At 71.1% G+C, this 21,584-nt stretch carries 22 protein-coding genes; 12 read left to right on the top strand and 10 right to left on the bottom strand.

The genetic code is table 11. From position 1 onward, the window contains the following. The first annotated feature begins 91 nt into the window (after nucleotides 1-91). The 4 genes from ACYSUO_RS27170 to ACYSUO_RS27155 all read left to right on the top strand — a co-directional run bounded on the left by ACYSUO_RS27170 (nucleotide 92) and on the right by ACYSUO_RS27155 (nucleotide 3,586). A complete protein-coding gene (locus ACYSUO_RS27170) occupies nucleotides 92-1,192 on the top strand; it encodes an ArsA family ATPase (RefSeq protein WP_461778871.1) in 1,101 nt (366 codons plus the stop codon). A gap of 68 nt (nucleotides 1,193-1,260) precedes the next feature. After that, nucleotides 1,261-1,734, top strand: coding sequence for a DUF5304 domain-containing protein (locus ACYSUO_RS27165; protein WP_461778870.1), 474 nt, complete (start codon nucleotides 1,261-1,263; stop codon nucleotides 1,732-1,734). A 66-nt stretch (nucleotides 1,735-1,800) separates the two neighbouring features. Next, nucleotides 1,801-2,754 (top strand): ROK family glucokinase, encoded by a 954-nt coding sequence (locus ACYSUO_RS27160; RefSeq protein ID WP_461778869.1) that lies wholly within the window; start codon nucleotides 1,801-1,803, stop codon nucleotides 2,752-2,754. Between the two features lie 67 nt (nucleotides 2,755-2,821). Next, nucleotides 2,822-3,586, top strand: coding sequence for an endonuclease/exonuclease/phosphatase family protein (locus ACYSUO_RS27155; protein ID WP_461778868.1), 765 nt, complete (start codon nucleotides 2,822-2,824; stop codon nucleotides 3,584-3,586). On the opposite strand, the gene ACYSUO_RS27150 is transcribed toward ACYSUO_RS27155, so the two are convergent. The 4 genes from ACYSUO_RS27150 to ACYSUO_RS27135 all read right to left on the bottom strand — a co-directional run bounded on the left by ACYSUO_RS27150 (nucleotide 3,583) and on the right by ACYSUO_RS27135 (nucleotide 6,809). Beyond that, on the bottom strand, nucleotides 3,583-4,587 hold the full coding sequence (locus ACYSUO_RS27150; RefSeq protein ID WP_461778867.1) for a CU044_5270 family protein: 1,005 nt from the start codon (nucleotides 4,585-4,587) through the stop codon (nucleotides 3,583-3,585). The two genes, ACYSUO_RS27155 and ACYSUO_RS27150, sit on opposite strands and share 4 nt — an antisense overlap. Beyond that, nucleotides 4,580-5,206 (bottom strand): RNA polymerase sigma factor, encoded by a 627-nt coding sequence (locus ACYSUO_RS27145; protein ID WP_461778866.1) that lies wholly within the window; start codon nucleotides 5,204-5,206, stop codon nucleotides 4,580-4,582. The genes ACYSUO_RS27150 and ACYSUO_RS27145 overlap by 8 nt, the downstream gene beginning before the upstream one ends. A 156-nt stretch (nucleotides 5,207-5,362) precedes the next feature. After that, nucleotides 5,363-6,121 (bottom strand): hypothetical protein, encoded by a 759-nt coding sequence (locus ACYSUO_RS27140; RefSeq protein WP_461778865.1) that lies wholly within the window; start codon nucleotides 6,119-6,121, stop codon nucleotides 5,363-5,365. Then, complete coding sequence (locus tag ACYSUO_RS27135) at nucleotides 6,012-6,809, bottom strand: alpha/beta hydrolase (RefSeq protein ID WP_461778926.1); 798 nt, start codon at nucleotides 6,807-6,809, stop codon at nucleotides 6,012-6,014. Before ACYSUO_RS27135 ends, ACYSUO_RS27140 begins: the two co-directional genes overlap by 110 nt. 307 nt (nucleotides 6,810-7,116) lie before the next feature. Between ACYSUO_RS27135 and ACYSUO_RS27130 the strand changes: the two genes are divergently transcribed. The 5 genes from ACYSUO_RS27130 to ACYSUO_RS27110 all read left to right on the top strand — a co-directional run bounded on the left by ACYSUO_RS27130 (nucleotide 7,117) and on the right by ACYSUO_RS27110 (nucleotide 11,998). Continuing rightward, complete coding sequence (locus ACYSUO_RS27130; protein ID WP_461778864.1) at nucleotides 7,117-7,878, top strand: lysophospholipid acyltransferase family protein; 762 nt, start codon at nucleotides 7,117-7,119, stop codon at nucleotides 7,876-7,878. Between the two features lie 68 nt (nucleotides 7,879-7,946). Further along, nucleotides 7,947-9,161, top strand: a complete 1,215-nt coding sequence (macS, locus tag ACYSUO_RS27125; RefSeq protein WP_461778863.1) for a MacS family sensor histidine kinase — start codon at nucleotides 7,947-7,949, stop codon at nucleotides 9,159-9,161. Between the two features lie 47 nt (nucleotides 9,162-9,208). Then, nucleotides 9,209-9,889 (top strand): response regulator transcription factor, encoded by a 681-nt coding sequence (locus ACYSUO_RS27120; RefSeq protein ID WP_327670071.1) that lies wholly within the window; start codon nucleotides 9,209-9,211, stop codon nucleotides 9,887-9,889. A gap of 52 nt (nucleotides 9,890-9,941) precedes the next feature. Continuing rightward, a complete protein-coding gene (locus ACYSUO_RS27115; RefSeq protein WP_461778862.1) occupies nucleotides 9,942-10,970 on the top strand; it encodes a 6-phosphofructokinase in 1,029 nt (342 codons plus the stop codon). Nucleotides 10,971-10,987: 17 nt separating this feature from the next. Further along, complete coding sequence (locus tag ACYSUO_RS27110) at nucleotides 10,988-11,998, top strand: 2-hydroxyacid dehydrogenase (RefSeq protein WP_461778861.1); 1,011 nt, start codon at nucleotides 10,988-10,990, stop codon at nucleotides 11,996-11,998. Here ACYSUO_RS27110 and ACYSUO_RS27105 read toward each other — a convergent pair. Then, the gene (locus tag ACYSUO_RS27105; protein WP_461778860.1) at nucleotides 11,938-13,827 is read right to left on the bottom strand and encodes an anthranilate synthase family protein; all 1,890 of its coding nucleotides are present in this window, start codon (nucleotides 13,825-13,827) and stop codon (nucleotides 11,938-11,940) included. The two genes, ACYSUO_RS27110 and ACYSUO_RS27105, sit on opposite strands and share 61 nt — an antisense overlap. 286 nt (nucleotides 13,828-14,113) lie before the next feature. On the opposite strand from ACYSUO_RS27105, the gene ACYSUO_RS27100 reads away from it, so the two are divergent. Continuing rightward, the gene (locus ACYSUO_RS27100) at nucleotides 14,114-15,466 is read left to right on the top strand and encodes a class II 3-deoxy-7-phosphoheptulonate synthase (protein ID WP_461778859.1); all 1,353 of its coding nucleotides are present in this window, start codon (nucleotides 14,114-14,116) and stop codon (nucleotides 15,464-15,466) included. 158 nt (nucleotides 15,467-15,624) lie between these two features. After that, nucleotides 15,625-15,900 carry a (2Fe-2S)-binding protein gene (locus ACYSUO_RS27095; RefSeq protein ID WP_461778858.1) on the top strand — a complete coding sequence of 92 codons (276 nt, stop codon included), beginning with the start codon at nucleotides 15,625-15,627 and terminating at the stop codon, nucleotides 15,898-15,900. On the opposite strand, the gene bfr is transcribed toward ACYSUO_RS27095, so the two are convergent. Next, nucleotides 15,897-16,376, bottom strand: coding sequence for a bacterioferritin (gene bfr, locus ACYSUO_RS27090; RefSeq protein WP_399234629.1), 480 nt, complete (start codon nucleotides 16,374-16,376; stop codon nucleotides 15,897-15,899). The genes ACYSUO_RS27095 and bfr overlap by 4 nt on opposite strands. A 175-nt stretch (nucleotides 16,377-16,551) precedes the next feature. On the opposite strand from bfr, the gene ACYSUO_RS27085 reads away from it, so the two are divergent. Next, nucleotides 16,552-17,184, top strand: a complete 633-nt coding sequence (locus ACYSUO_RS27085; protein ID WP_461778857.1) for a sulfite oxidase-like oxidoreductase — start codon at nucleotides 16,552-16,554, stop codon at nucleotides 17,182-17,184. Between the two features lie 36 nt (nucleotides 17,185-17,220). Here the strand turns inward: ACYSUO_RS27085 and ACYSUO_RS27080 are convergent, their stop codons facing one another. The 4 genes from ACYSUO_RS27080 to ACYSUO_RS27065 all read right to left on the bottom strand — a co-directional run bounded on the left by ACYSUO_RS27080 (nucleotide 17,221) and on the right by ACYSUO_RS27065 (nucleotide 21,580). After that, nucleotides 17,221-17,766: a DUF4396 domain-containing protein gene (locus ACYSUO_RS27080; protein WP_461778856.1), complete on the bottom strand. Its 546-nt coding sequence runs from the start codon at nucleotides 17,764-17,766 to the stop codon at nucleotides 17,221-17,223. Between the two features lie 51 nt (nucleotides 17,767-17,817). Further along, nucleotides 17,818-18,681, bottom strand: a complete 864-nt coding sequence (locus tag ACYSUO_RS27075; RefSeq protein WP_461778855.1) for a deoxyribonuclease IV — start codon at nucleotides 18,679-18,681, stop codon at nucleotides 17,818-17,820. A gap of 48 nt (nucleotides 18,682-18,729) precedes the next feature. Further along, nucleotides 18,730-20,685 (bottom strand): Stk1 family PASTA domain-containing Ser/Thr kinase, encoded by a 1,956-nt coding sequence (gene pknB, locus ACYSUO_RS27070; RefSeq protein WP_461778854.1) that lies wholly within the window; start codon nucleotides 20,683-20,685, stop codon nucleotides 18,730-18,732. A gap of 100 nt (nucleotides 20,686-20,785) precedes the next feature. After that, nucleotides 20,786-21,580, bottom strand: coding sequence for a thiazole synthase (locus ACYSUO_RS27065; RefSeq protein ID WP_461778853.1), 795 nt, complete (start codon nucleotides 21,578-21,580; stop codon nucleotides 20,786-20,788). Nucleotides 21,581-21,584: the final 4 nt, after the last annotated feature.

Here is a 21,584-nt window from a genome sequence, read left to right as displayed (position 1 = left end):
AGGCGCGGGGTCCGGGGCAGAGCCCCGAGGCCTCGCCCCCGGTGCCGGGCGCAGACAACGGTGGCCGGAACCACAGGTAGCCTCACACTCCATGCGCACCCTCTTCGTCACCGGCCCCGGCGGCGCCGGCCGCACCACTGTCGCCGCCGCCACCGCCCAACGGGCCGCTCGGCAAGGGGTGCGTACGAGGCTCATCACCGGGGACCCGGTCGCCGAGCTCGACGACGTCGACGTCCTCCGGCTCACCCCGGCCGACGACTTCCGCCGCGACCTCCTCGCCCTCCAGGACCGCGCCGCCTCCGGCCTCGAGCTCCTCGGCGCCACCCGGCTCGACGCGGACGAGGTCACACCGCTCCCCGGCAGCGAGGAGCTCGCGCTGCTCCGCGCCCTGCGGGACAGCGCCGAAGGCCCGTACGACCTGGTCGTCGTCGATCTGCCGCCCGCGCCCCGCGCCATCGACACGCTCGCCCTGCCCGAGCAGCTCCGCCGCTACCTGCGCCGCCTGCTCCCCGCGGAGCGGCAGGCCGCGCGCGCCCTGCGCCCCGTGCTCGGCCGGCTCGCCGGGGTGCCGATGCCCGCGCAGTGGCTGTACGAGTCCGCCGCCCGCTGGGACGCCGAACTCGCCGCCGCGCAGGCCGTGATCGAGGCCCCCGGCACCCGCGTACGACTCGTCGCGGAGCCCACCCGGGCCGCCGCCGAGATCCTGCGCACCACCCGTACCGGCCTTGCCCTGCACGGGCTCGACGTAGAGTCGGTCGTCGCCAATCGCGTGCTCCCCGACGGCTCCACCGACCCGTGGCTCGCCGACGCCGCCGCCCGCCAGCGCAAGGTCGTCGCCGAGTGGCCCGGCGCGCACGAGCTGCCCCACCTGGGCCGCGACCCGCGCCCCGGGGACCTGGACGTACCGGTGCCCGCGACTCTGCCGGGCCCCCGCACCCCGTGGCCCGTGGAGGACCGGCTCGGTGAGGACGGCGTCCTGGTGTGGCGGATACCGCTGCCCGGGGCCGTCCGCGAGGAGCTGAGCCTGATGCGGCGCGGCGACGAACTGGTCGTCGGCGCGGGCCCGTTCCGGCGTATCGTCCCGCTGCCCTCCGCGCCCCGCCGCTGCACCGTGGCCGGCGCGGGACTCGTCGACGGCGAACTACGGGTCCGCTTCGCCCCCGACCCGGATCTGTGGCCGCAGACCCGGTGAAGGCGGCGCACCCGTTCGGGTAACGTCGAAGGAGTAACCGGTCCAGCTCTCCGCAGGAGTCAGCCGTCATGAGCGACGCCACCGAGCACCCCGCCCAGCAGGTCGACGCCGACGCCTGGGAGAAGGCGTGCGCCGAGGATCTCGAGGAGGAGCGGGCCCGCCGCAGGGCCGAGTACGGGCCGCCGCCCGGGTCCGCGGCCGAGGAGCTGAAGAAGCTCGTCGACGCCGTCACCGACAAGCTCTCGTCCGTGCAGGCCCCGTTCCTCGGCGCGGTCGCCCAGGGCACCGCCGAGCAGGTCGCCAAGCAGGCCGTACGGCAGGCCCGCTCCGTCATCGAGCCGGTCATCGACCGCAACGCCGACGTGTTCGACCACCTGGCCGCCGCGGGCAACGAACTGCTCGCCGCCTACCGCTCCGCGGTCGAGGGCCAGGAGCGCCGCTGGACCCAGCGCACCCAGGAGCCCGCCCCGCCGAAGGACACCGAGGACACCGAGGGCCCCAAGGACGACGGGCCCGGTGGAGAGCACATCGACCTGGACTGAGCCGGGGACCGGGCCCCTGCTCGGTTAGGGTGGGCCCTAGCGGGGCTCGACCGAACTGAGGGATTCATGGGACTCACCATCGGCGTCGATATCGGCGGCACGAAGATTGCGGCCGGCGTGGTCGACGAGGAGGGCAACATCCTCTCCACGTTCAAGGTGCCGACGCCTTCCACGCCTGACGGGATCGTCGACGCGATCGCCTCGGCCGTGGAAGGTGCCAGGGCCGGGCACGAGATCGTGGGCGTGGGCATCGGTGCGGCCGGCTACGTCAACCGTCAGCGCTCCACCGTGTACTTCGCGCCGAACATCGACTGGCGCCAGGAACCGCTGAAGGAGAAGGTCGAGGCGCGCGTCAAGCTGCCCGTCGTCGTCGAGAACGACGCGAACGCGGCCGCCTGGGGCGAGTACAAGTTCGGCGCGGGCAAGGGCCACCGCAACGTCATCTGCATCACTCTCGGCACCGGCCTCGGCGGCGGCGTCATCATCGGCAACAAGCTGCGCCGCGGCCACTTCGGTGTGGCCGCCGAGTTCGGCCACATCCGCATGGTGCCGGACGGTCTGCTGTGCGGCTGCGGCTCGCAGGGCTGCTGGGAGCAGTACGCGTCGGGCCGCGCGCTCGTCCGCTACGCGAAGCAGCGGGCGAACGCGACGCCGGAGAACGCCTCGTACCTGCTCTCGCTCGGCGACGGCACCCCCGAGGGCATCGAGGGCAAGCACATCTCCTCGGCAGCCCGCGAGGGCGACCCGGTGGCCGTCGACTCGTACCGCGAGCTGGCCCGCTGGGCCGGCGCGGGCCTGGCCGACCTGGCCTCGCTGTTCGACCCGTCGGCGTTCATCGTCGGCGGCGGCCTCTCGGACGAGGGCGAGCTGGTCCTCGACCCGATCCGCAAGTCGTACAAGCGGTGGCTGGTCGGCGGCAACTGGCGGCCCGTGGCCGACGTGATCGCGGCCGAGCTGGGCAACAAGGCGGGCATGGTCGGCGCCGCCGACCTGGCGCGGGAGCCCGACCCCGTCATGTGACGTACATACGCACCTGGTGCCCGTCGTTCCCCGTGGGGGCGGCGGGCACCGGCGTATCTTGATCTTCATGGACTCCGGCTCGCTCCCCGAAGAACGCACCGAACTTCCCAAGTCCCGTACGGAAGCGGACGGTTCGGCCGTCATTCGCGTCCTCAGCTACAACATCCGCTCGATGCGCGACAGCCCCGTCGCCCTCGCCCGCGTGATGAAGGCCTGCGCCCCGGACCTCGTACTGATCCAGGAGGCGCCCCGGTTCTTCCGCTGGCGCAAGCACCTCGCCCGGCTCGCCCGCGCGGCCGACCTGGTGATCCTCTCCGGGGGCGGCAGCGCCGCCGGGCCCGCGCTGCTCTGCTCGCTGCGCGCCACCGTCGAGCGCACCGAGGACGTGCTGCTGCCGCTCACGCCGGGCCTTCACCGGCGCGGCTTCGCGACCGCGGTCGTACGGTTCGGGGGCGCGCGGCTCGGCGTGATCAGCTGCCATCTGAGCCTGCAGAAGGACGAGCGGTACGCGCAGGGCGGGATGCTCCTCGACCGGATCGCCGGCATGGGGGTGGAGCACGCCGTCGCGGGCGGCGACCTCAACGAACGCCCCGGCGGACGCACCTTCCGACGCCTCGCACGCACCCTGAACGACGCCTGGGCGATCCGCCCCTGGGGCGGCGAGTACACCTCGACCCCGACCGACCCCCATCAACGCATCGACGCGATCCTCGCCACCAAGGGCATCGAGGTACTCGGCTGCGGCGTCCCCGACTTCCTCGACGCGGACGAACTGAGGGCGGCCACGGACCACCTCCCGGTCCTGGCCGCCCTCAGGGTGCCTGCCGCTTAGGGGCGCTGCTTGGCCTTGTCGGTGACCGCCCAGCTGTCGAGGTAGGAGAGCTGGGTGTAGGTCTTCCTCTTGGCGCCCTCACCGGAGGTGCGGTGGTCCTTGAAGCCGAGGAACGCGTAGGTCTTCGGGTCGAAGATGAAGTAGCTGCCGAAGCGGCTGTGCCCCATGGGGTCGTGGTAGGTGATGGCTACGCCGGTGCGGCCCTTGGCGTCCTTCTGGTCAGGCACCGACTTGACGCCCGGCACCATGCCCAGCGCCTCGTACGCCGCCGGGCGCAGACCCTCCGGCATCACCGGGACGAGCTTGAGCAGCCCGACCAGGCTGAAGTGGATGTCCCTCCACTCCTGGTCCGTGATCTCGTCGAGCGAGTCGTTTTTGTCGTTCGGGCCCGACTTGTGCAGCAGCGAGAGAATAAGCTTCTTCGGATCGGTGGGAAGTTTCTCCAGCCGGGACCAGTCCTGCGGAGGCCAGACCGTCACGGACTCCACGTGGTCGCCGGACTGCTTCTTGTAGGGCTCGGACCACCAGCCCTTGCCGATCTCCATCACCCACGAGGGCCGGGAGTCGTCCACGGAGCGCCAGTTCTCGTCGATGTGCGTCTTCGTCCTCCCCGTCGCCCGGTCCGTCTCCTTGATGATCTCCTTCGTGTAGATGAACTGGTCGTCGCGCGGCGGCGTCGTCACCGTCCGTGGATGCTTGCGCTCGTAGGCGGCAGCCCCGGTCAGGACGGTGCGCGCGGACACCGGGCGGACGGTCTGCTGCTCCGTGCCGGTGCCGTCGTCGTGGATCGCGACCAGAACGGTCGCCGCGACGGCCGCCGTCACCAGGCCGGACGCGGCGACACGCAGGCCGGGGCGGTGCCACGGCGAGCGGCGCCGGCCGTCCGCCGCGGCGAGCAGGCGGGTGCGGGCGCGGTGGCGCGCGGCCGGGCTCAGGGGCGGGGCATCCCCGTCCCAGGCACGCAACTCCTCGATTACGGGGTCGAGTTCGCGGTCAGTCATGGGCGTGTGCCTCCCGGAAGGTGGTCGCGGCGGTCGGGTCGGTCCCACCCAGTGCTTCGCGCAATGTGCTGCGGGCCCGGTGCAGCCGTGACCTGACCGTGCCGACGGGGACGCCGAGCGCCTCGGCCGCCTCCTCGTAGCCGAGGTCGGCCCACGCCACGAGCAGCACCACGTCCCGCTGCCGCGCCGACAGGCCGGCGAGGGCGGCCGCGAGGTCCCGGCGCAGGCCCCGCGCCCCGGCCCGGGAAACCGCGCGATCGGCCACCGGCTCCTCGTGCTCGACCGGCTCCGGCAGCCGGGCCATCGCCTTGAAGCGGCGTGCCTCGGACCTGCGGTGCCGGCCTATGAGGTTGGTGGCGATCCCGAAGAGCCAGGGGCGGGCGTCGGGCCGCGTCAGGTCGTAGCGGTGGCGCTGCTTGAAGGCGGTGGTGAAGGTCTCCGCCGTCAGGTCCTCCGCCGCCTCGGGACCAAGTCGCCGCGCCGCGTAACGGTGCACGGCGTCGGCGTACCGGTCGAAGAGGACGGCGAACTGCTCGGGCTCATCCCGCGACCGGTCGATCGCCCGGGCGTCGCTGTCGCCTGGAAGGTCCTGGCGGTGCTCCCGGGGGTCGACGGCCATCGGGGCTCCTTTCGTCCGTGTGAACGCCTCGAAGGCTTGGGCTGGTTCAACCTGTCGTTCACCGGTACTTCGCCGCAGCCCGCGAACGGGTTCCGTCCGGATACGCGAGAGGGCCCGGCCGGAGGATTTCCGGCCGGGCCCTCTCGCGTGCGGGTCTCAGACCACGGCCCCGCGCCCCGGATCGTCGCCGTCCTCGTCGTCGCCCGGGGACATCCGGGCGACGAGTGTGCCGAAGCCGCCGAGGAAGCCGCCGATGCACAGTGTCGCCAGCCACCACGTCATGTCCCAGCCCAGCAGCACCGCGAGGAGCAGCAGGATCGGGCCGCCGACCACCGCGAGCCAGGCGAACCTGGCCGTGACGTCGCCCTCCGGCAGCGGGGGCGGCTCGGGCGGGACGAAGTGGCCCTCGTCGGCCGCGTCGAAATCGTCGTCCGAGGGCTCGGGCGCCGTGTGGTCGCGCGGGCCGGGAGTGGCGGCGATGCCCGGGGCGAAGGAGACCGAGGAGCCGAGGGGGCGCTGCTCTCCCTGGTCCTCGTCCGGCTCGTCCTTCTTCGCGGCGCTCCGGTCCGTGCCGGACGGCTCCGGCGCGTCGTTGGTCTCCGGTTCGAGCAGCGCCAGGTCCTCCACCGACTTGAACGGCTTGGCGCCCGGCGGGTCCGGCGGCTCCTCCCCGTAACCCGCGACGATCGCCGCCCACGCCGCGTCCTCGTCGCTCGGCAGGAGGGGATCGCGCGACTGCCCGCCGGTCTCCTCCTTGTCGTGCGGCTCCGAGCTGTCCGGCCGCTCGGACCCGCCCCGCTCCTGCTCAGTCACCGGTGCTCGTCCCTTCCACGCCCTCGCTGGGGATCTTGCCGACTTCGGGGGCGAGCCGGTCGAAGAACGCGTAGCTCTCCGCGAAGATCCGGTCCGCGTCATGGTCCAACGTCGCCACGTGGTAGCTCTGTTCCAGCAAAATCTCCGTGACGTCCGTGGACGAGACGCGGCCGAGCACCCGCGCCGAGTCTGCGGGCGGCACCACATGGTCGTTCACGCTGTGCAGCACCACCAGGGGCTGCGTCACCTGCGGCAGTTCACGGTCCACGGTCCGGAAGAAGATGCGCAGCTGGTGCGCCGCGTGCAGCGGGACCCGGGGGTAGCCGACCTCCTCCGCGCCCTCCTTGGCGATGTCGCTGGTGATGCCCTTGACCGTGCGCACCACGTGCCGGGCGAACGGGAGCGCGTACGCGGACAGGCCGTGCACCTTGTTGCCCGGGTTCACCAGGACGAGGCCCGCGATCCGGTCCCCGTGCTTGGCCGCGAGGCGCAGGGCGAGCGCGCCGCCCATCGACAGGCCGCACACGAAGACGTGGGAGCAGCGGTCGGTGAGCTCGCGCAGAGCGCGGTCCACCTCCGCGTACCAGTCCTGCCAGGCGGTGACGGCCAGGTCCTCCCAGCGCGTGCCGTGGCCCGGCAGCAGCGGGAGCGAGACGGTCAGGCCGCGCTCGGCCAGATACTCGGCCCAGGGCCGCAGCGACTGGGGCGATCCGGTGAATCCGTGACAGAGGAGGACGCCGACCTCGCCACCGTCGTGGCGGTACGGCTCGGCTCCAGGAAGGACCGGCACCTTCGGTCTCCTGTTCATGGCAGAGAAACGGTGGACGGACGTGCGGGGGAACGAGCTGACGGGCAACAGCGACGTGAACCTCACGGTACGCGACCGGACTGACACCGACCAGGGTCGTCGGGCCCTGGGGCGGCCCCGCGGGTGCTGTGTCTTCCCGGGGGACAACCCCCGGACCCCCGGCCGGGCAAGCAGGTCGGCCAGGGTCGTCGGGCCCCGGGGCGGCCCCGCGGGTTAAGGTCGGAGCCTCGGACTGGTCCCGGTACGAGGTCCGGGCACGAGGGAAGGCAGTGGGTTGATCTACGGCGCAATGAAGGTGGCCATCGGAGGGCCGCTGAAGCTCGGTTTCCGGCCGTGGGTGGAGGGCCTCGAGAACATCCCCGCCGAGGGCCCCGCGATTCTCGCCAGCAATCACCTCTCGTTCTCCGACTCGTTCTTCCTCCCCGCCGTTCTCGACCGCAAGGTCACCTTCATCGCGAAGGCCGAGTACTTCACCACCCCCGGGGTCAAGGGAAAGATGACGGCCGCCTTCTTCAAGGGCGTCGGCCAGCTGCCCGTGGACCGCTCCGGTTCGCGGGGCGCCGGTGAGGCCGCCATCAAGAGCGGCATCGAGGTCCTGGAGCGCGGCGAGCTGTTCGGCATCTACCCGGAGGGGACGCGTTCCCCCGACGGCCGCCTCTACAGGGGCAAGCCGGGCGGCCTCGCGCGCGTGGCGCTGTCCACCGGCGCCCCCGTCATCCCCGTCGCCATGATCGACACGGAGAAGATCCAGCCTCCCGGCAAGGTGATGCCCAAGCTGATGCGCCCGGGCATCCGCATCGGCAAGCCCCTCGACTTCAGCCGCTATCACGGCATGGAGAGCGACCGCTTCGTCCTGAGGGCTGTCACCGACGAGGTCATGTACGAGATCATGAAGCTTTCCGGCCAGGAGTACGTCGACATGTACGCGACAGCCGCCAAGCGGCAGATCGCGGACGCGGAGAAGGCCGCCAAGGCCGAGGCTGAGAAGGCGGCCAAGGCCGAGAAGGAAGCGGCGAAGAAGGCGTTGGAGAAGGAACGGGGCGGCTCCTAGCCGCGTCGTTCCCACGGAGGGTGCGGGAGCGGAAGTACCCGGAAGTGCCAAGGGTGGGGACAGGGGACATGGGGAACACGGTCGGGCGCGAGCGGGTCGTGCGGATGTCGGTCGAGCAGCCGCTGTGGCGCGCTCTCACCGGGTACCGCCTGCTGACCCTCGTGTACGCGATCGGGCTGTTCGCCTCCTCGTACGAGGTGTACGAGCGCCCGTGGGTCGGCGCCGGCTACTTCGCGGTCCTCGCGGTGTGGACGCTGGCGACGCTGCCGCAGGTGTCGGGCGCCCGGCGCTGCACGAAGCGGTTCCTCACCGCCGACCTGACGATCGCCGTCGCCGGCATCCTGCTCTCGCCGGTCGCCGGGCACGAGCGGGCCGTCACCGGAGGTGCCACGCTGCCGTCGATCTGGACGGCGGGCGCGGTCCTCGCCTTCGCGCTCAAGGGCGGCTGGCGGTGGGCGGCCGGAGCGTCCCTGCTGGTCGGCGTCGCCAATGTGCTGCAGCGCGGCGACGTCACCCGCGGCCTCGTCCACAGCGTCCTTCTGGTCTGCATCGCCTCCATCGCGATCGGCTACGTCGTGGAGGTGGCCCGCGCCTCCGAGCGCACCCTCGCCCGCGCCCTGGAGATCGAGGCGGCGACGCGCGAGCGGGAGCGTCTCGCCCGCGACATCCACGACAGCGTGCTCCAGGTCCTCGCGATGGTGCAGCGCCGCGGCACCGCCCTCGGCGGCGAGGCGGCGGAGCTCGGCCGGATGGCGGGCGAGCAGGAGGTCGCGCTGCGCACGCTGGTCGCCGGGGGCCTCGTACCCGCATCGCGTGTGTCCGAGGACGCGGAGGACGGCGCCGTCGTACGCACCGTGGTGGAGCCGGCCGAACCGGCGGACGACGAGGGCGCGGGCCCGCGCGATCTGCGCCCCCTCCTCGCCGGGCACGCCGGTGGGCGCACCACTTTCTCGGAGCCGGGCGCCCCGGTCCCGATGGAGCCCGCCGCCGCCCGCGAACTGGCCGCCGCCGTCAGCGCCGCCCTGGACAATGTGCGTCTCCACGCGGGTGAGGACGCGAACGCGTGGATCCTCGTCGAGGACGAGCCGGACGCGGTCATCGTGACGGTACGGGACGACGGGCCGGGCATCCCGGAGGGTCGGCTCGCGCAGGCCGAGGGCGAGGGCCGGCTCGGCGTCGCCCTGTCGATCCGGGGCCGGCTGCGCGACATCGGCGGCACCGCCGAGCTGATCTCGGTTCCCGGCCAGGGCACCGAGGTCGAACTGCGCGTACCGAAGAAGTAGTTGAGGAAGCGCCCGCACGGGCCACGGGGGAAGGCAGGACCGGAGAGATGAGCGAAGCGAACGGATCCATCAAGGTCATGGTGGTCGACGACCACCCGATGTGGCGCGACGCCGTCGCCCGCGACCTGGGCGCGGCCGGCTTCGAGGTCGTCGCCACGGCCGGCGACGGCGAGCAGGCGGTGCGCCGCGCGCAGGCCGCGGGGCCCGACGTCCTCGTCCTCGACCTGAACCTGCCGGCCAAGCCCGGCGTCCAGGTCTGCAAGGAACTCGTCGGCGCCGACCCCCGGCTGCGCGTCCTCGTCCTCTCCGCGAGCGGTGAGCACGCCGACGTACTGGAGGCGGTGAAGTCCGGTGCCACCGGCTATCTGCTCAAGTCGGCCTCCACGGACGAGCTGATCGACGCGGTGGGGCGCACCGCCGTCGGCGACCCCGTCTTCACGCCCGGACTCGCGGGCCTCGTCCTCGGTGAGTACCGGCGGCTCGCCTCGGACCCGTCCCCGGCCGGTGACGCCGACGAGTCGGGCGCGGCCCCGCAGCTCACGGACCGGGAGACCGAGGTGCTGCGCCTCGTCGCGAAGGGCCTGAGCTACAAGCAGATCGCCGAACGCCTGGTCATCTCGCACCGCACGGTCCAGAACCACGTGCAGAACACCCTCGGCAAACTCCAGCTGCACAACCGCGTGGAACTCGTCCGGTACGCGATCGAGCGAGGTCTGGACGACGACTGACCCCGCGCGGGAGAGTGGCCCCAACCACTCGCCGTGACAAGGGAGTTACGCCATGAGGGTCGGAGTGCTGACCGGAGGCGGTGACTGCCCCGGACTGAACGCTGTCATCCGGGGCATCGTGCGCAAGGGCGTGCAGGAGTACGACTACGACTTCGTGGGGTTCCGGGACGGCTGGCGCGGCCCCCTGGAGAACGACACCGTCCCTCTCGACATCCCCGCGGTGCGCGGCATCCTGCCCCGCGGCGGCACCGTCCTCGGCTCCTCGCGGACCAACCCCCTCCAGGCGGAGGACGGCATCCGCCGCGTCAAGGAGAACCTCGCCAAGCAGGAGGTCGGGGCCCTCATCGTGATCGGCGGCGAGGACACCCTCGGCGTCGCGGCCCGGCTCGCGGACGAGTACGGCATCAAGGTCGTCGGCGTACCGAAGACCATCGACAACGACCTCTCGGGCACGGACTACACCTTCGGCTTCAACACGGCCGTCGGCATCGCCACCGAGGCCATCGACCGGCTGCACACCACCGCCGAATCCCACATGCGGGTCCTCGTCGTCGAGGTCATGGGCCGGCACGCGGGCTGGATCGCGCTGCACTCGGGCCTGGCCGGCGGGGCCAACGTCATCCTCATCCCCGAGCAGCGCTTCGACATCGAGCAGGTCTGCGCCTGGGTCACCTCCCGCTTCCGCTCCTCGTACGCCCCGATCGTGGTCGTCGCCGAGGGGGCGATGCCGCGCGACGGCGACATGGTGCTGAAGGACGAGTCCCTGGACTCCTTCGGACACGTGCGCCTCTCCGGCGTGGGGGAGTGGCTGGCGAAACAGATCGAGAAGCGCACGGGCAAGGAGGCGCGGACGACGGTCCTCGGCCATGTGCAGCGCGGCGGCACACCGTCCGCGTTCGACCGGTGGCTGGCCACGCGGTTCGGCCTGCACGCGATCGAGGCGGTGCGGGACGGGGACTTCGGGAAGATGGTGGCGCTGCGGGGGACGGACATCGTGCGCGTGCCGATAGCGGAGGCGACGGCCCGCCTGAAGACGGTGGACCCGGCCCTGTACGAAGAAGTGGGCGTCTTCTTTGGCTGAGCCGTAGGCTCACGCCTATGGAGATTCTCGCTTTTGGTGTGCAATCCGACGAAAAGCCCCTGATCGAGAAGGCCTTCGAAGGGCACCACGACGTCCGCTGCCTCGACGTCTTCCTCAACGAGGACACCGCACCGATCGCGGCCGGCTACGAGATCGTCTCCACCAGCGTCAACGCCACCCTCAACCACCGCGTGCTCCAGACCCTCGCGGCCGGCGGCACGCAACTGATCGCCCAGCGCTCCACCGGCTTCAACAACATCGACCTGGACGTCGCCGAGCGGCTCGGCCTGACCGTGGCACGCGTCTCGTACTACTCGCCGTACTCGGTCGCCGAGTTCGCCTGGACCCTCGCGATGGCCGTCAACCGCCGCATCGTCCGCGCCAGCACCCGCACCCGCGACTTCGACTTCCGCCTCGACGGGCTGATGGGCCGCGATCTGCGGGGCCGCACCGTCGGCGTGCTCGGCACCGGCAAGATCGGCGAGGCCTTCACCCGGATCGCGCACGGCTTCGGCATGAACCTGCTCGGCTGGGACGTCGCCGAGAACCCGAACTGCACGGCCCTCGGCATGAAGTACGTCGACAAGGAGCAGCTGTTCGCCGAGGCCGACGTCATCAGCCTGCACGTGCCGCTGCTGCCCGCCACCGAGCACATCGTCGACGCCGCCGCGCTGCGCGCCATGAAGGACGACGCGATCCTGATCAACTCCAGCCGCGGCGGGCTCATCGACACCAAGGCCCTGGTCAAGGAGCTCCGCGAGGGCCGCTTCGCGGGCGTCGGCCTCGATGTCTACGAGGCGGAGGCGGGCCTGTTCTTCCTCGACAAGTCCCTCGACGTCGTCGAGGACGACACCCTGGCCCGCCTCGTCACGTTCCCGAACGTCCTGGTCACGTCCCACCAGGCGTACTACACCGTGGACGCGGTCGGACAGATCATCGAGACCACGGTGCAGAACGTCCTCGACTATCAGGCGGGGCGCCGCTCCGAGAACGTGCTGGTCCCCGCCGAGGCGCCGTCGACCAGTTGAGCCAGCAGCTCCCGTACGATCCCGGCGCCGCGCAGCGACAGCACCGACTCCGGGTGGAACTGGACGCCGGCAAAGGAGGGCCCGCGCAGCGCGTGCACCTCGCCGGTCGCCCGGTCCCGGCTGACCTCCACGCCGTGCGCCGCAAGCTCGGTCGCCGCCGCGTCGTCGCAGGACGCCACGAAGCTGTTGTAGAACCCGACCTTCTCTGTCCGCCCGAACACCTCGACGTCGGTCTGCGCGCCCTGGTACGGCACCTCCTTGCGGACGATCTCCAGGCCCAGCTCCGCCGCGATCAGCTCGTGGCCCAGGCAGACGCCGAGCACACCGTGTTCGTGCGTGCGGATCACGTCGGCGGTCAGTGAGCGCAGGAAGCGCATCTTCGGGTCGGTGAGGTCGGAGGGGTTGCCCGGGCCGGGGCCCAGCACGACCGGGCCCTCGTGCGCGAGGACCGCCTCCCGCAGGCCCTCCTCGTCGTAGCGCCGCACCGTCACGTCGAGCCCCGTCGAACGCAGCACGTGCGCCAGCATCGCGGTGAAGGTGTCCTCGCCGTCGACGACGAGCGCGTGCCCGGAAAGCTCGTTCTCGCGCTTCTGCATCCGCAGCCAGAACGGCGCGAGCGCCGACCTGCGCCCGTCGAGCGCCGCCCGCACCCGCGGGTCGTCGGCGAGCGCGGGCCGCGTGCTCTCGGCGCGCGGGCGCCCGGGGCGCACGCCCAGCGCGGCCAGCACGCCCGCCGCCTTCGCGTGCGTCTCCGCGACCTCGCTCGCCGGGTCGGAGCCGCGCACCAGGGTCGCGCCGACCGGGACGCGGAGCCGCCCGGAGGCGTCGATGTCGGCGGTGCGGATCAGGATGGGGGAGTCGAGCGTCTGCGCCCCGCCCGCGTCCCGGCCGACGAGCGCGAGCGCGCCCGCGTAGTAGCCGCGGCCGCCGACCTCGTGCCGCTCGATGACCCGGCAGGCGTTCTGCACGGGCGAGCCGGTGACGGTGGCCGCGAACATCGTCTCCTTGAGCACGTCCCGCACATCGAGGGTCGACTTGCCGCGCAGTTCGTACTCGGTGTGCGCGAGGTGCGCCATCTCCTTGAGGCGCGGGCCGACGACGACACCGCCCATGTCGCCGACGGTGCACATCATCTTGAGCTCCTCGTCGACGACCATCGACAGCTCCTCGATCTCCTTGCCGTCGGCGAGGAAGTCCAGCAGGTGCTCGGGCGTCGGGCCCTCTGCCGGGTAGCGGTACGTGCCGCTGATCGGGTTCATGACGACGGTGCCGCCGGACATCCGGACGTGCACCTCGGGGCTCGCGCCCACCAGCGTCCGGTCCCCGGTGTGCACGACGAACGTCCAGTACGCGCCCCGCTCCCCGTCGAGCAGCCGCCGGAACAGCGCGAGGGCGTCGGCCCGCGAGAATCCCGCGATCTCACCCTCGTACGTCCTGCGGATCACGAAGTTCGCGCCCTCGCCCTGCCCGATCTCCTCGCGCAGCACCCGGCCGACGATGCCCGCGTACGCGTCGTCGTCGACGTCGAAGCCGCCGTCACGGACCTGTACGTCGTGCCGCGGAAGCTGCTCCAGGGCCTCGGCGAGCGGGAGTTCGTACGACTCCTCGGGGGTGAGGACCGTGAGCGGGGTGCCGTCGTCGCGGACGTCGAAGCCGCGTTCCCTGATCTGCCGGAAGGGGACGAGGGCGAGCCCTTCGGGGATGTCGGCCAGGCGTTCGTACGCGCCGACCTGGCCGATCAGGACCTCGACCGTGTCGTGCTCGCGGCCCGGGGTGCGGCGGCGCAGTAGTGCGAAGGGGCGGTCGTCGGTGAGCAGGGTGTCCAGCATGTGGTTCCTTCCGGTGACTTCGACAGTCGTCGACTTCGGGAGTCGTCAGGGAGGAACAGCCCGTGAAAACACTGAAGGCCGCCCCTCGGGCGGCCTTCGCGGTTTCAGATACGCGCAGTCAGTGGGCCGCCGGATGTGCGGTCCACCACCAGGTGCGGTGCAGAAGTTGCGCGAACATGAGCGTCACCGTACCCGATGCCCGCGCGTGGGGCTCAGACGTGTCGCGTCCGTCTCAAAAGATGAGCGGGGGGATGGACGGGCGACATGACCCCGTAATGTTTACGAGGTGACCGTGAACGCTAAGACCAGCGCGAGCGCTGGCAACACCTGGCGAAACCTGCCCGCGGCGCAGCAGCCCGAGTACCCCGATGCCGAGGCTCTGCGCGATGTGATCGCGGACCTCGAGTCGTATCCGCCGCTCGTCTTTGCCGGCGAGTGCGACCAGCTGCGCAACCGCCTGGCGGCCGTCGCCAAGGGAGAGGCGTTCCTGCTCCAGGGTGGCGACTGCGCCGAGGCCTTCGACGCCGTCTCCGCCGACCACATCCGGAACAAGCTGAAGACCCTGCTCCAGATGGGCGCCGTGCTGACGTACGCCGCCTCGGTGCCGGTGGTGAAGGTCGGCCGGATCGCCGGTCAGTACTCCAAGCCGCGCTCCAAGGGCACCGAGACCCGCGACGGCGTCACGCTGCCGACCTACCGCGGCGACTCCGTCAACGGCTTCGAGTTCAACGAGGCCGCCCGGATCCCCGACCCCCAGCGCCTGAAGCAGATGTACCACGCGTCCGCTTCGACGCTGAACCTCGTGCGCGCCTTCACCACGGGCGGCTACGCGGACCTGCGCCAGGTGCACGCCTGGAACCAGGACTTCGTGAAGTCGTCCCCGTCCGGCCAGCGCTACGAGAAGCTCGCCCGCGAGATCGACAACGCGTTGAACTTCATGCGCGCCTGCGGCACCGACCCGGCCGAGTTCCAGACGGTCGAGTTCTACGCCTCCCACGAGGCGCTGCTGCTCGACTACGAGTCGGCGCTGACCCGCGTGGACTCGCGTACGGGCAATCTGTACGACGTCTCGGGCCACATGGTCTGGATCGGCGAGCGCACGCGTCAGCTCGACCACGCGCACGTCGAGTTCGCCTCGAAGATCCGCAACCCGATCGGGATCAAGCTCGGCCCGACGACGACGGCCGAGGAGGCGCTCCAGTACATCGAGCGCCTCGACCCCGACCGCGAGCCCGGCCGGCTGACCTTCATCGTCCGCATGGGCGCCGACAAGGTCCGCGACAAGCTGCCCGAGCTGGTCGAGAAGGTCACGGCGTCCGGCGCGCAGGTCGCCTGGATCACCGACCCGATGCACGGCAACACGTACGAGGCGGCCTCCGGTCACAAGACCCGGCGCTTCGACGACGTGCTCGACGAGGTCAAGGGCTTCTTCGAGGTCCACAAGGCGCTCGGCACGCACCCGGGCGGCATCCACGTCGAGCTCACCGGTGACGACGTCACCGAGTGCGTGGGCGGCGGCGACGAGATCTTCGTCGACGATCTGCACCAGCGCTACGAGACGGCCTGCGACCCGCGCCTGAACCGCAGCCAGTCGCTCGACCTGGCGTTCCTGGTGGCGGAGATGTACAGCGACCAGTGACCTTCGGGTCTTCGAACAAATGCCGTGGGGCGCGGATCACAGGGATCCGCGCCCCACGGCACTTTTGTACATCCGGCCCGGCGGGTAAGGTTAGGTTAGCCTCACCGATCAATCGGGACGGCGTTGCCTATGAGTCCCGACGACAGTCCGACCGGGAGGTGAACCGCGTGTTCGTCTGCAACTGCTTCGGTGTCACCGAGGCACAGGTCAAGAAGCACGCGGAGGACGGTGCCTGCACCCCCCGCCAGATAGCGTCGGCCTGCAAGGCCGGCACCGACTGCGGCTCCTGCGTCCGCCGGATCCAGGCGCTGCTCGGCCGGAGCGCGTGCCCCCGCAGGGAGCTCGTCGACCAGGGCGGGTCGGCCGTGGCCCTCGCGTCGCAAGCGGAGTCGGCGGGACTGCCGGAATCGGCCGAGCTGCCGGAAGCGGCCTAGCTCTCCGGCTGCTCGATGAGCTGCGCGATGTACAGCGCCTCACCCAGCTTCTCCACCAGCTCCAGCTGCGTGTCCAGGTAGTCGATGTGGTGCTCCTCGTCCTCGAGGATCGACTCAAAAATGTTCGCAGACGTGATGTCGCCCTTGCCGCGCATCAGCTCGATGCCCCGCTTCAGACGGTCGATCGCCTCGACCTCGATCTGCCGGTCCGCCTGGAACATCTCGGTGACCGTCTGGCCGACCCGGACATGGAAGAGCCGCTGGTAGTTCGGCAGACCGTCCAGGAACAGGATCCGGTCGGTCAGCACCTCCGCGTGCTTCATCTCGTCGAACGACTCGGAGCGTGTGTACTTCGCGAGCTTCGTCCAGCCGAAGTTGTCCTGCATCTTCGCGTGCAGGAAGTACTGATTGATGGCCGTGAGCTCGGCCGTCAGCTGCTCGTTGAGAAACTCGATGACCTCGGGGTCGCCCTGCATCGCAGAGGCTCCTTCCAAGCGGTTACTGGGCAGGTTTCGCGCATCCTTGCACCGGCACACGAGTGCGTCCAGTAAGTGCACGCTTAGTAGGAGTTGCCCCAATCAGCGGTCGTGGCAGGTCCGGGCGGGGTGGGCGTGGTCACGTCCACTGCTCCTGGTCTGTCAGGATGGAGGCATGGGTCATCCGGTGGGTCGCGAGTCTGGGGGAGCAGTGCAGCCGGAGCTTCCACCGGGGCAGCGTCTGCAGCGCGGCTGGCCCGTCACGCACTACGGCCCGGTGCCCAAGTTCCGGCCCGAGCGCTGGGAGTTCAGGGTCTTCGGCGCGACCGCCGACGGTGACAAGCACTGCTGGAACCACGAGGAGTTCTCGGCGCTGCCGTACGCGACCGTGCTCGGCGATCTGCACTGCGTCACGAAGTTCAGCATGCTCGCCGCCGAATGGGGCGGCGTACGCGCCTCCACGATCCTGGAGCTCGCCCCTCCCGGGCCCGATGTCACCCATGTGATGGTGTGGGCCGAATACGGATTCTCGTCCAACCTGCGACTGTCCGACTTCGTGTCCGAGCGGACCATTTTCGCCACGCACAAGGACGGCGAGCTGCTCACCGCGGAGCACGGTTTCCCGCTGCGTCTGGTGGTGCCCCACCTGTATGCCTGGAAGGGCCCGAAGTGGGTGCGCGGCGTCGAGTACATGACGGCGGACCGGCGCGGGTTCTGGGAGGAGCGCGGGTACCACAACGTGGGCGACCCGTGGCGCGAGCAGCGGTACTCGTACCAGGAGGGGCCCGACGAAGGGCCCGAGTTCTAGACCCCTCACCCCGGGCTTCGGGGTACCCCCTGGGGGTCAGTGGTACTGGTGCACCACCGCGTGGCCCTTGCCGCGGCCGATCATCCAGCGGTTGACCGGGGTCGTCACCACGAAGGCGATCGCCAGCGAGGCGGCGAGAGCGCCCCAGAACAGGGCGTCCGAGAGATGGGCGTCCATCGCGTTCGGCCAGAGGGCGATGACGCCGTTGTCGATCAGCTCCATGACCGCGATCGACAGGGTGTCCGCGGCGAGTGCGACACGGAAGGCCGTCTTGAAATCGACGCCCGCGCGCAGGACGCTGCGCAGCGTCAGCGAGTAGCCGAAGAAGAAGGCGAGCACGATCGCCAGGATCATCGTCGGTACGTTGCCCCAGCCGAGCGCGGTGCCGATCACCATGCCGAGGACCTCCCCGATGGCACAGCCGGTGAGGCAGTGCAGGGTGGCCTGGGCAGCCATGGACCAGCTGACCTTGCCGCCGGTGCCGGGTGCGCCGTGCGTGCCGTGGTGTTCGTGCCCGGCGTGCGTCTCGTGCTGCATGGTTCCCCCAGTCGTCGCTGCGGATGCTGTCACCAGGAGAACCATATACCCCCCAGGGGTATTCCTCAGGTTGTGGGATTCGCGGATTCGAAGTCGTCAGACTCGAAGTTCCTTGAGGCGTGCGACGTCGGCCGCGTGCCCTTCCTTGCCGCCGGGCGTCTCGATGACCAGGGGAACGTTCTCGGTCGCGGGGTGGGCCAGCAGCTCGCGGAACGGGTCCTCGCCGATGTGGCCGGAGCCGATGTTCTCGTGCCGGTCCTTGTGGGCGCCCACGACGTCCTTGGAGTCGTTGGCGTGGATCAGCTTGAGGCGGCCCTCGCCGACCGTGTCCACGAGCAGGTCGAGGGTCTGCTTCATGCCGGCCGGACCCGTGAGGTCGTGGCCCGCCGCGAAGATGTGGCAGGTGTCGAGGCAGACGCCCAGCTTGGGGTGGCGGTCCAGGACGTCGAAGTACGGGCCGAAGTCCCAGGTGCGCGAGCACAGCGAGGCGCCCTGGCCTGCGGTCGACTCCAGGAGCAGGAACGGGTCGTCGTCGTGGGTCAGCTCGTCGAGCAGCGGCAGCATGCGCTCGCGGACCTGCGCGAGGGCGACCTCGCGCTCCCGGCCGCCGGTCGCGGAGCCGGTGTGCACGACGACGCCGAGGGCGCCGATGGCGCGGGCCCGGCGCAGGGAGTGTCGCAGGGACTCCACCGACTTCTCCACGGTCGCCTCGGTGTGCGAGCCGAAGTTGATCAGGTACGGGGCGTGGACGTACGCCGGGATGTTCTCGGCGGCGCACTGGGCGCGGAAGTCCTCGTCCTGCTTGGGGTTGCCGGGCGGGGTGGCCCAGCCGCGGGGGTTGGCCACGAAGACCTGGACGGTTTCGGCCTTGAGGTCACGGGCGTAGGAGAGGCCTACGGACGCGAGGCCGCCGGCCACGGGGACGTGACCGCCGATCGGGTTGCGGATGCTGCTGTTCACCCGGCCCAGGGTGTCATGGGTGTTCGAACGCCCGGGGCCGGGCCGCCGCTACCGGATGGTGATCGTGATGCTGGAGCCCTTCGGGGCCTCGTCGCCGCCCTCCACGGACTGGCTCTTGACCGTGTCACCGAACAGGCCGAGCAGCCCGCGGTTCTCCTCCACGTCGAAGCCCGCCGCGCCGAGCCGCGACTTCGCCTCGTCGACCTTCAGGCCCGTGACGTCGGGGACCTCGACCATGACGGGGCCCTTGGAGATCGTCAGGGTCACCGTGTCGCCCTCGGCGAGCTGCTTGCCCTCGGCGGGGGACTGCCGGGCGACACTGCCCTTGTCCTCCTCGGAGTTGACCCGCTTCGTGGAGATCTCGACCTTCAGGCCCGCGTCCTCGAGGTCGGCGATGGCGTCCTGCTCGGACTCGCCCGTGACATCGGGGACGTCGACGGGGGAGCCCTTGGAGACGACCAGGGCGACGGCGGAACCGGCCTTGCGGGTCGCGCCCGCGCCGGGATCCGTGCTGATCACCGAGCCCTTGGAGATCTGGTCGCTGAACTTCTTGGTGGTCATGCCCGGTTCGAGGTCGCGCTTCTTGAGTTCGCTCTTCGCCTGGTTCAGCGGGGTGTCGCTGAGGTCGGGGACCTTCACGGTCTTCGCGCCCCTGGACACGGTCAGGTCCACCGTGCCGCCGTTGCGGATGCGGTCGCCGGAACCCGGGTCGCTGTCCATGACGGTGCCGCGCTTGTACGTGTCGCTGTACGCGCGGGTGACCGTGCCCCGCTCCAGGCCCGCGTCGGCCAGGCGCTTCTCGGCCTGCGTCTGCGTCTGGTTGAGGACGGACGGGACCTTCGTGAACTGGCCGGAGTTGATGTACCAGACACCGGTGCCGAGGCCGAGGACCAGCAGGACCGCCGCGAGGATCGCGAGGGTGCGGCGCTGCGGGCCGCGACCGCGACCGCTGCCGTGCGCAGGCCCGGGGGCCGTGGGCGGCATGGGCGGCGGCATCTCCAGGCGGCTCGTCCGGTTGAGCTGCGCCTGGTCCGCGGAGTCCGTGGGCAGCGGCAGCTGTACGGACGTGCCCAGCGCGCGCGGGATCACGCTCGTACGGTCGTCTGCCCCCACGTGCTCCGTGTCGAGCGCCTGCGGCGGCACCGTGTCCAACTGGGCGTCGGTGAGCGCCGACCGGGCGCCCCTGGCCTGCCCGAGAAGGGCCACGGCGTCGTGCGGGCGCACCTCGGGGGTGCGCGCCGTCGCCGACGCGACCAGTTCGTCGAGCTCGTAGGGGAGGCCGGGGACCGCGGCCGAGGGCGGGGGAACGTCCTCGTGGAGGTGCTTGTAGAGGATCTGGGCGGGGGACTCGCCCGCGTGCGGCTTGCCGCCCGTGAGCATTTCGTAGAGCACGACACCGCACGCGTAGACGTCGACGCTCGGTGTCGCCGTGCCGTTCTCGATCTGCTCGGGCGCCAGGTACGAGACCGTGCCGAGGACCGCGCCCGTCGTGCTCGTGACCGTGTCCACCGCGCGGACCAGGCCGAAGTCCGCCACCTTGACCCGGCCGTCGTCCCCTATCAGGACGTTCTCCGGCTTCATGTCGCGGTGCACGAAGCCGGCGCGGTGGGCCGCGCCCAGTGCGGCGAGGACCGGCTCCAGGATGTCGAGGGCGGCGCGGGGCCGCAGCGCGCCCCGGTCGCGCAGCACGTCGCGCAGGGTGCAGCCGGCGACGTACTCCATCGCCAGATACACGTACGCGCCGTCGGTGCCCTGGTCGAAGACCCCCACGACGTTGGGGTGCGAGAGGCGGGCCACCGACTTGGCCTCGCGGATGAAACGGTCCACGAACGAGGCGTCGGCGGCCAGCGAGGGGTGCATCACCTTGAGCGCGAGCACGCGGTCGAGGCGGGTGTCCACGGCCCGGTAGACCGTGGCCATCCCGCCGACCGCGATGCGTGCGTCGACGCGGTACCTGCCGTCGAGCACGTGCCCGAGCAACGGGTCCTGAAGGGTCGTGTCCACGCAGGCGAGTGTACGAGGAGTGACCGACACTCAGCTCTCGTGCCGCAGGACCGGGCCCGTACTGCAGCACAGCTGTGACCGGCGCCGCCGTGCGCCCGCGTCAGAAGGCGGGGCGCTCCGGATCCAGGTGCGCGCGCCCCTCCATGGGCGAGGACGCCTCCGCGAAATGGCGCTTGGGGATGCGCCCGGCGCGGAACGCGAGCCGCCCCGCCTCCACCGCGTGCCGCATGGCCTCGGCCATGAGGACGGGCTCCTGCGCGCGGGTCACCGCCGAGGCGAGCATCACACCGGCGCAGCCGAGCTCCATGGCGAGTGTCACATCGGAGGCCGTGCCCACGCCCGCGTCCAGGATCACCGGCACGCGCGCGTGCTCGGTGATCAGCTGGAAGTTGTGCGGGTTGCGGATGCCGAGCCCGGAGCCGATGGGGGAGCCGAGCGGCATGATCGCCGCGCAGCCCACGTCCTCCAGCTTGCGGGCCAGGACCGGGTCGTCGTTCGTGTACGGCAGGACCGTGAAGCCGTCGTCCACCAGCGTCTCCGCCGCGTCGAGCAGCTCGATCGGATCGGGCAGCAGGGTGCGCTCGTCGGCGATGACCTCCAGCTTCACCAGGTCCGTACCGAGCGCCTCGCGCGCGAGGCGGGCCGTCAGGACGGCCTCTCCCGCGGTGAAGCAGCCCGCCGTGTTGGGCAGCACCCGGATGTTCAGCTTCTCCAGGACGGAGAGCACCGAGCCGTGCACGCTCGCGTCCACCCGGCGCATCGCCACGGTGGTGAGTTCGGTCCCGGAGGCCACCAGGGAGCGCTCCAGGACGTCGAGGCTGGGCGCCCCGCCCGTACCCATGATCAGACGCGAGGAGTACGCGTCGCCCCCGAGGACGAAAGTGTCGTCGGCCATGGAC

This window comes from Streptomyces sp. UC4497, assembly GCF_054871485.1.
Note: the sequence above shows the minus strand (reverse complement) of the source record. Positions and strands in the feature narration are given on the sequence as shown.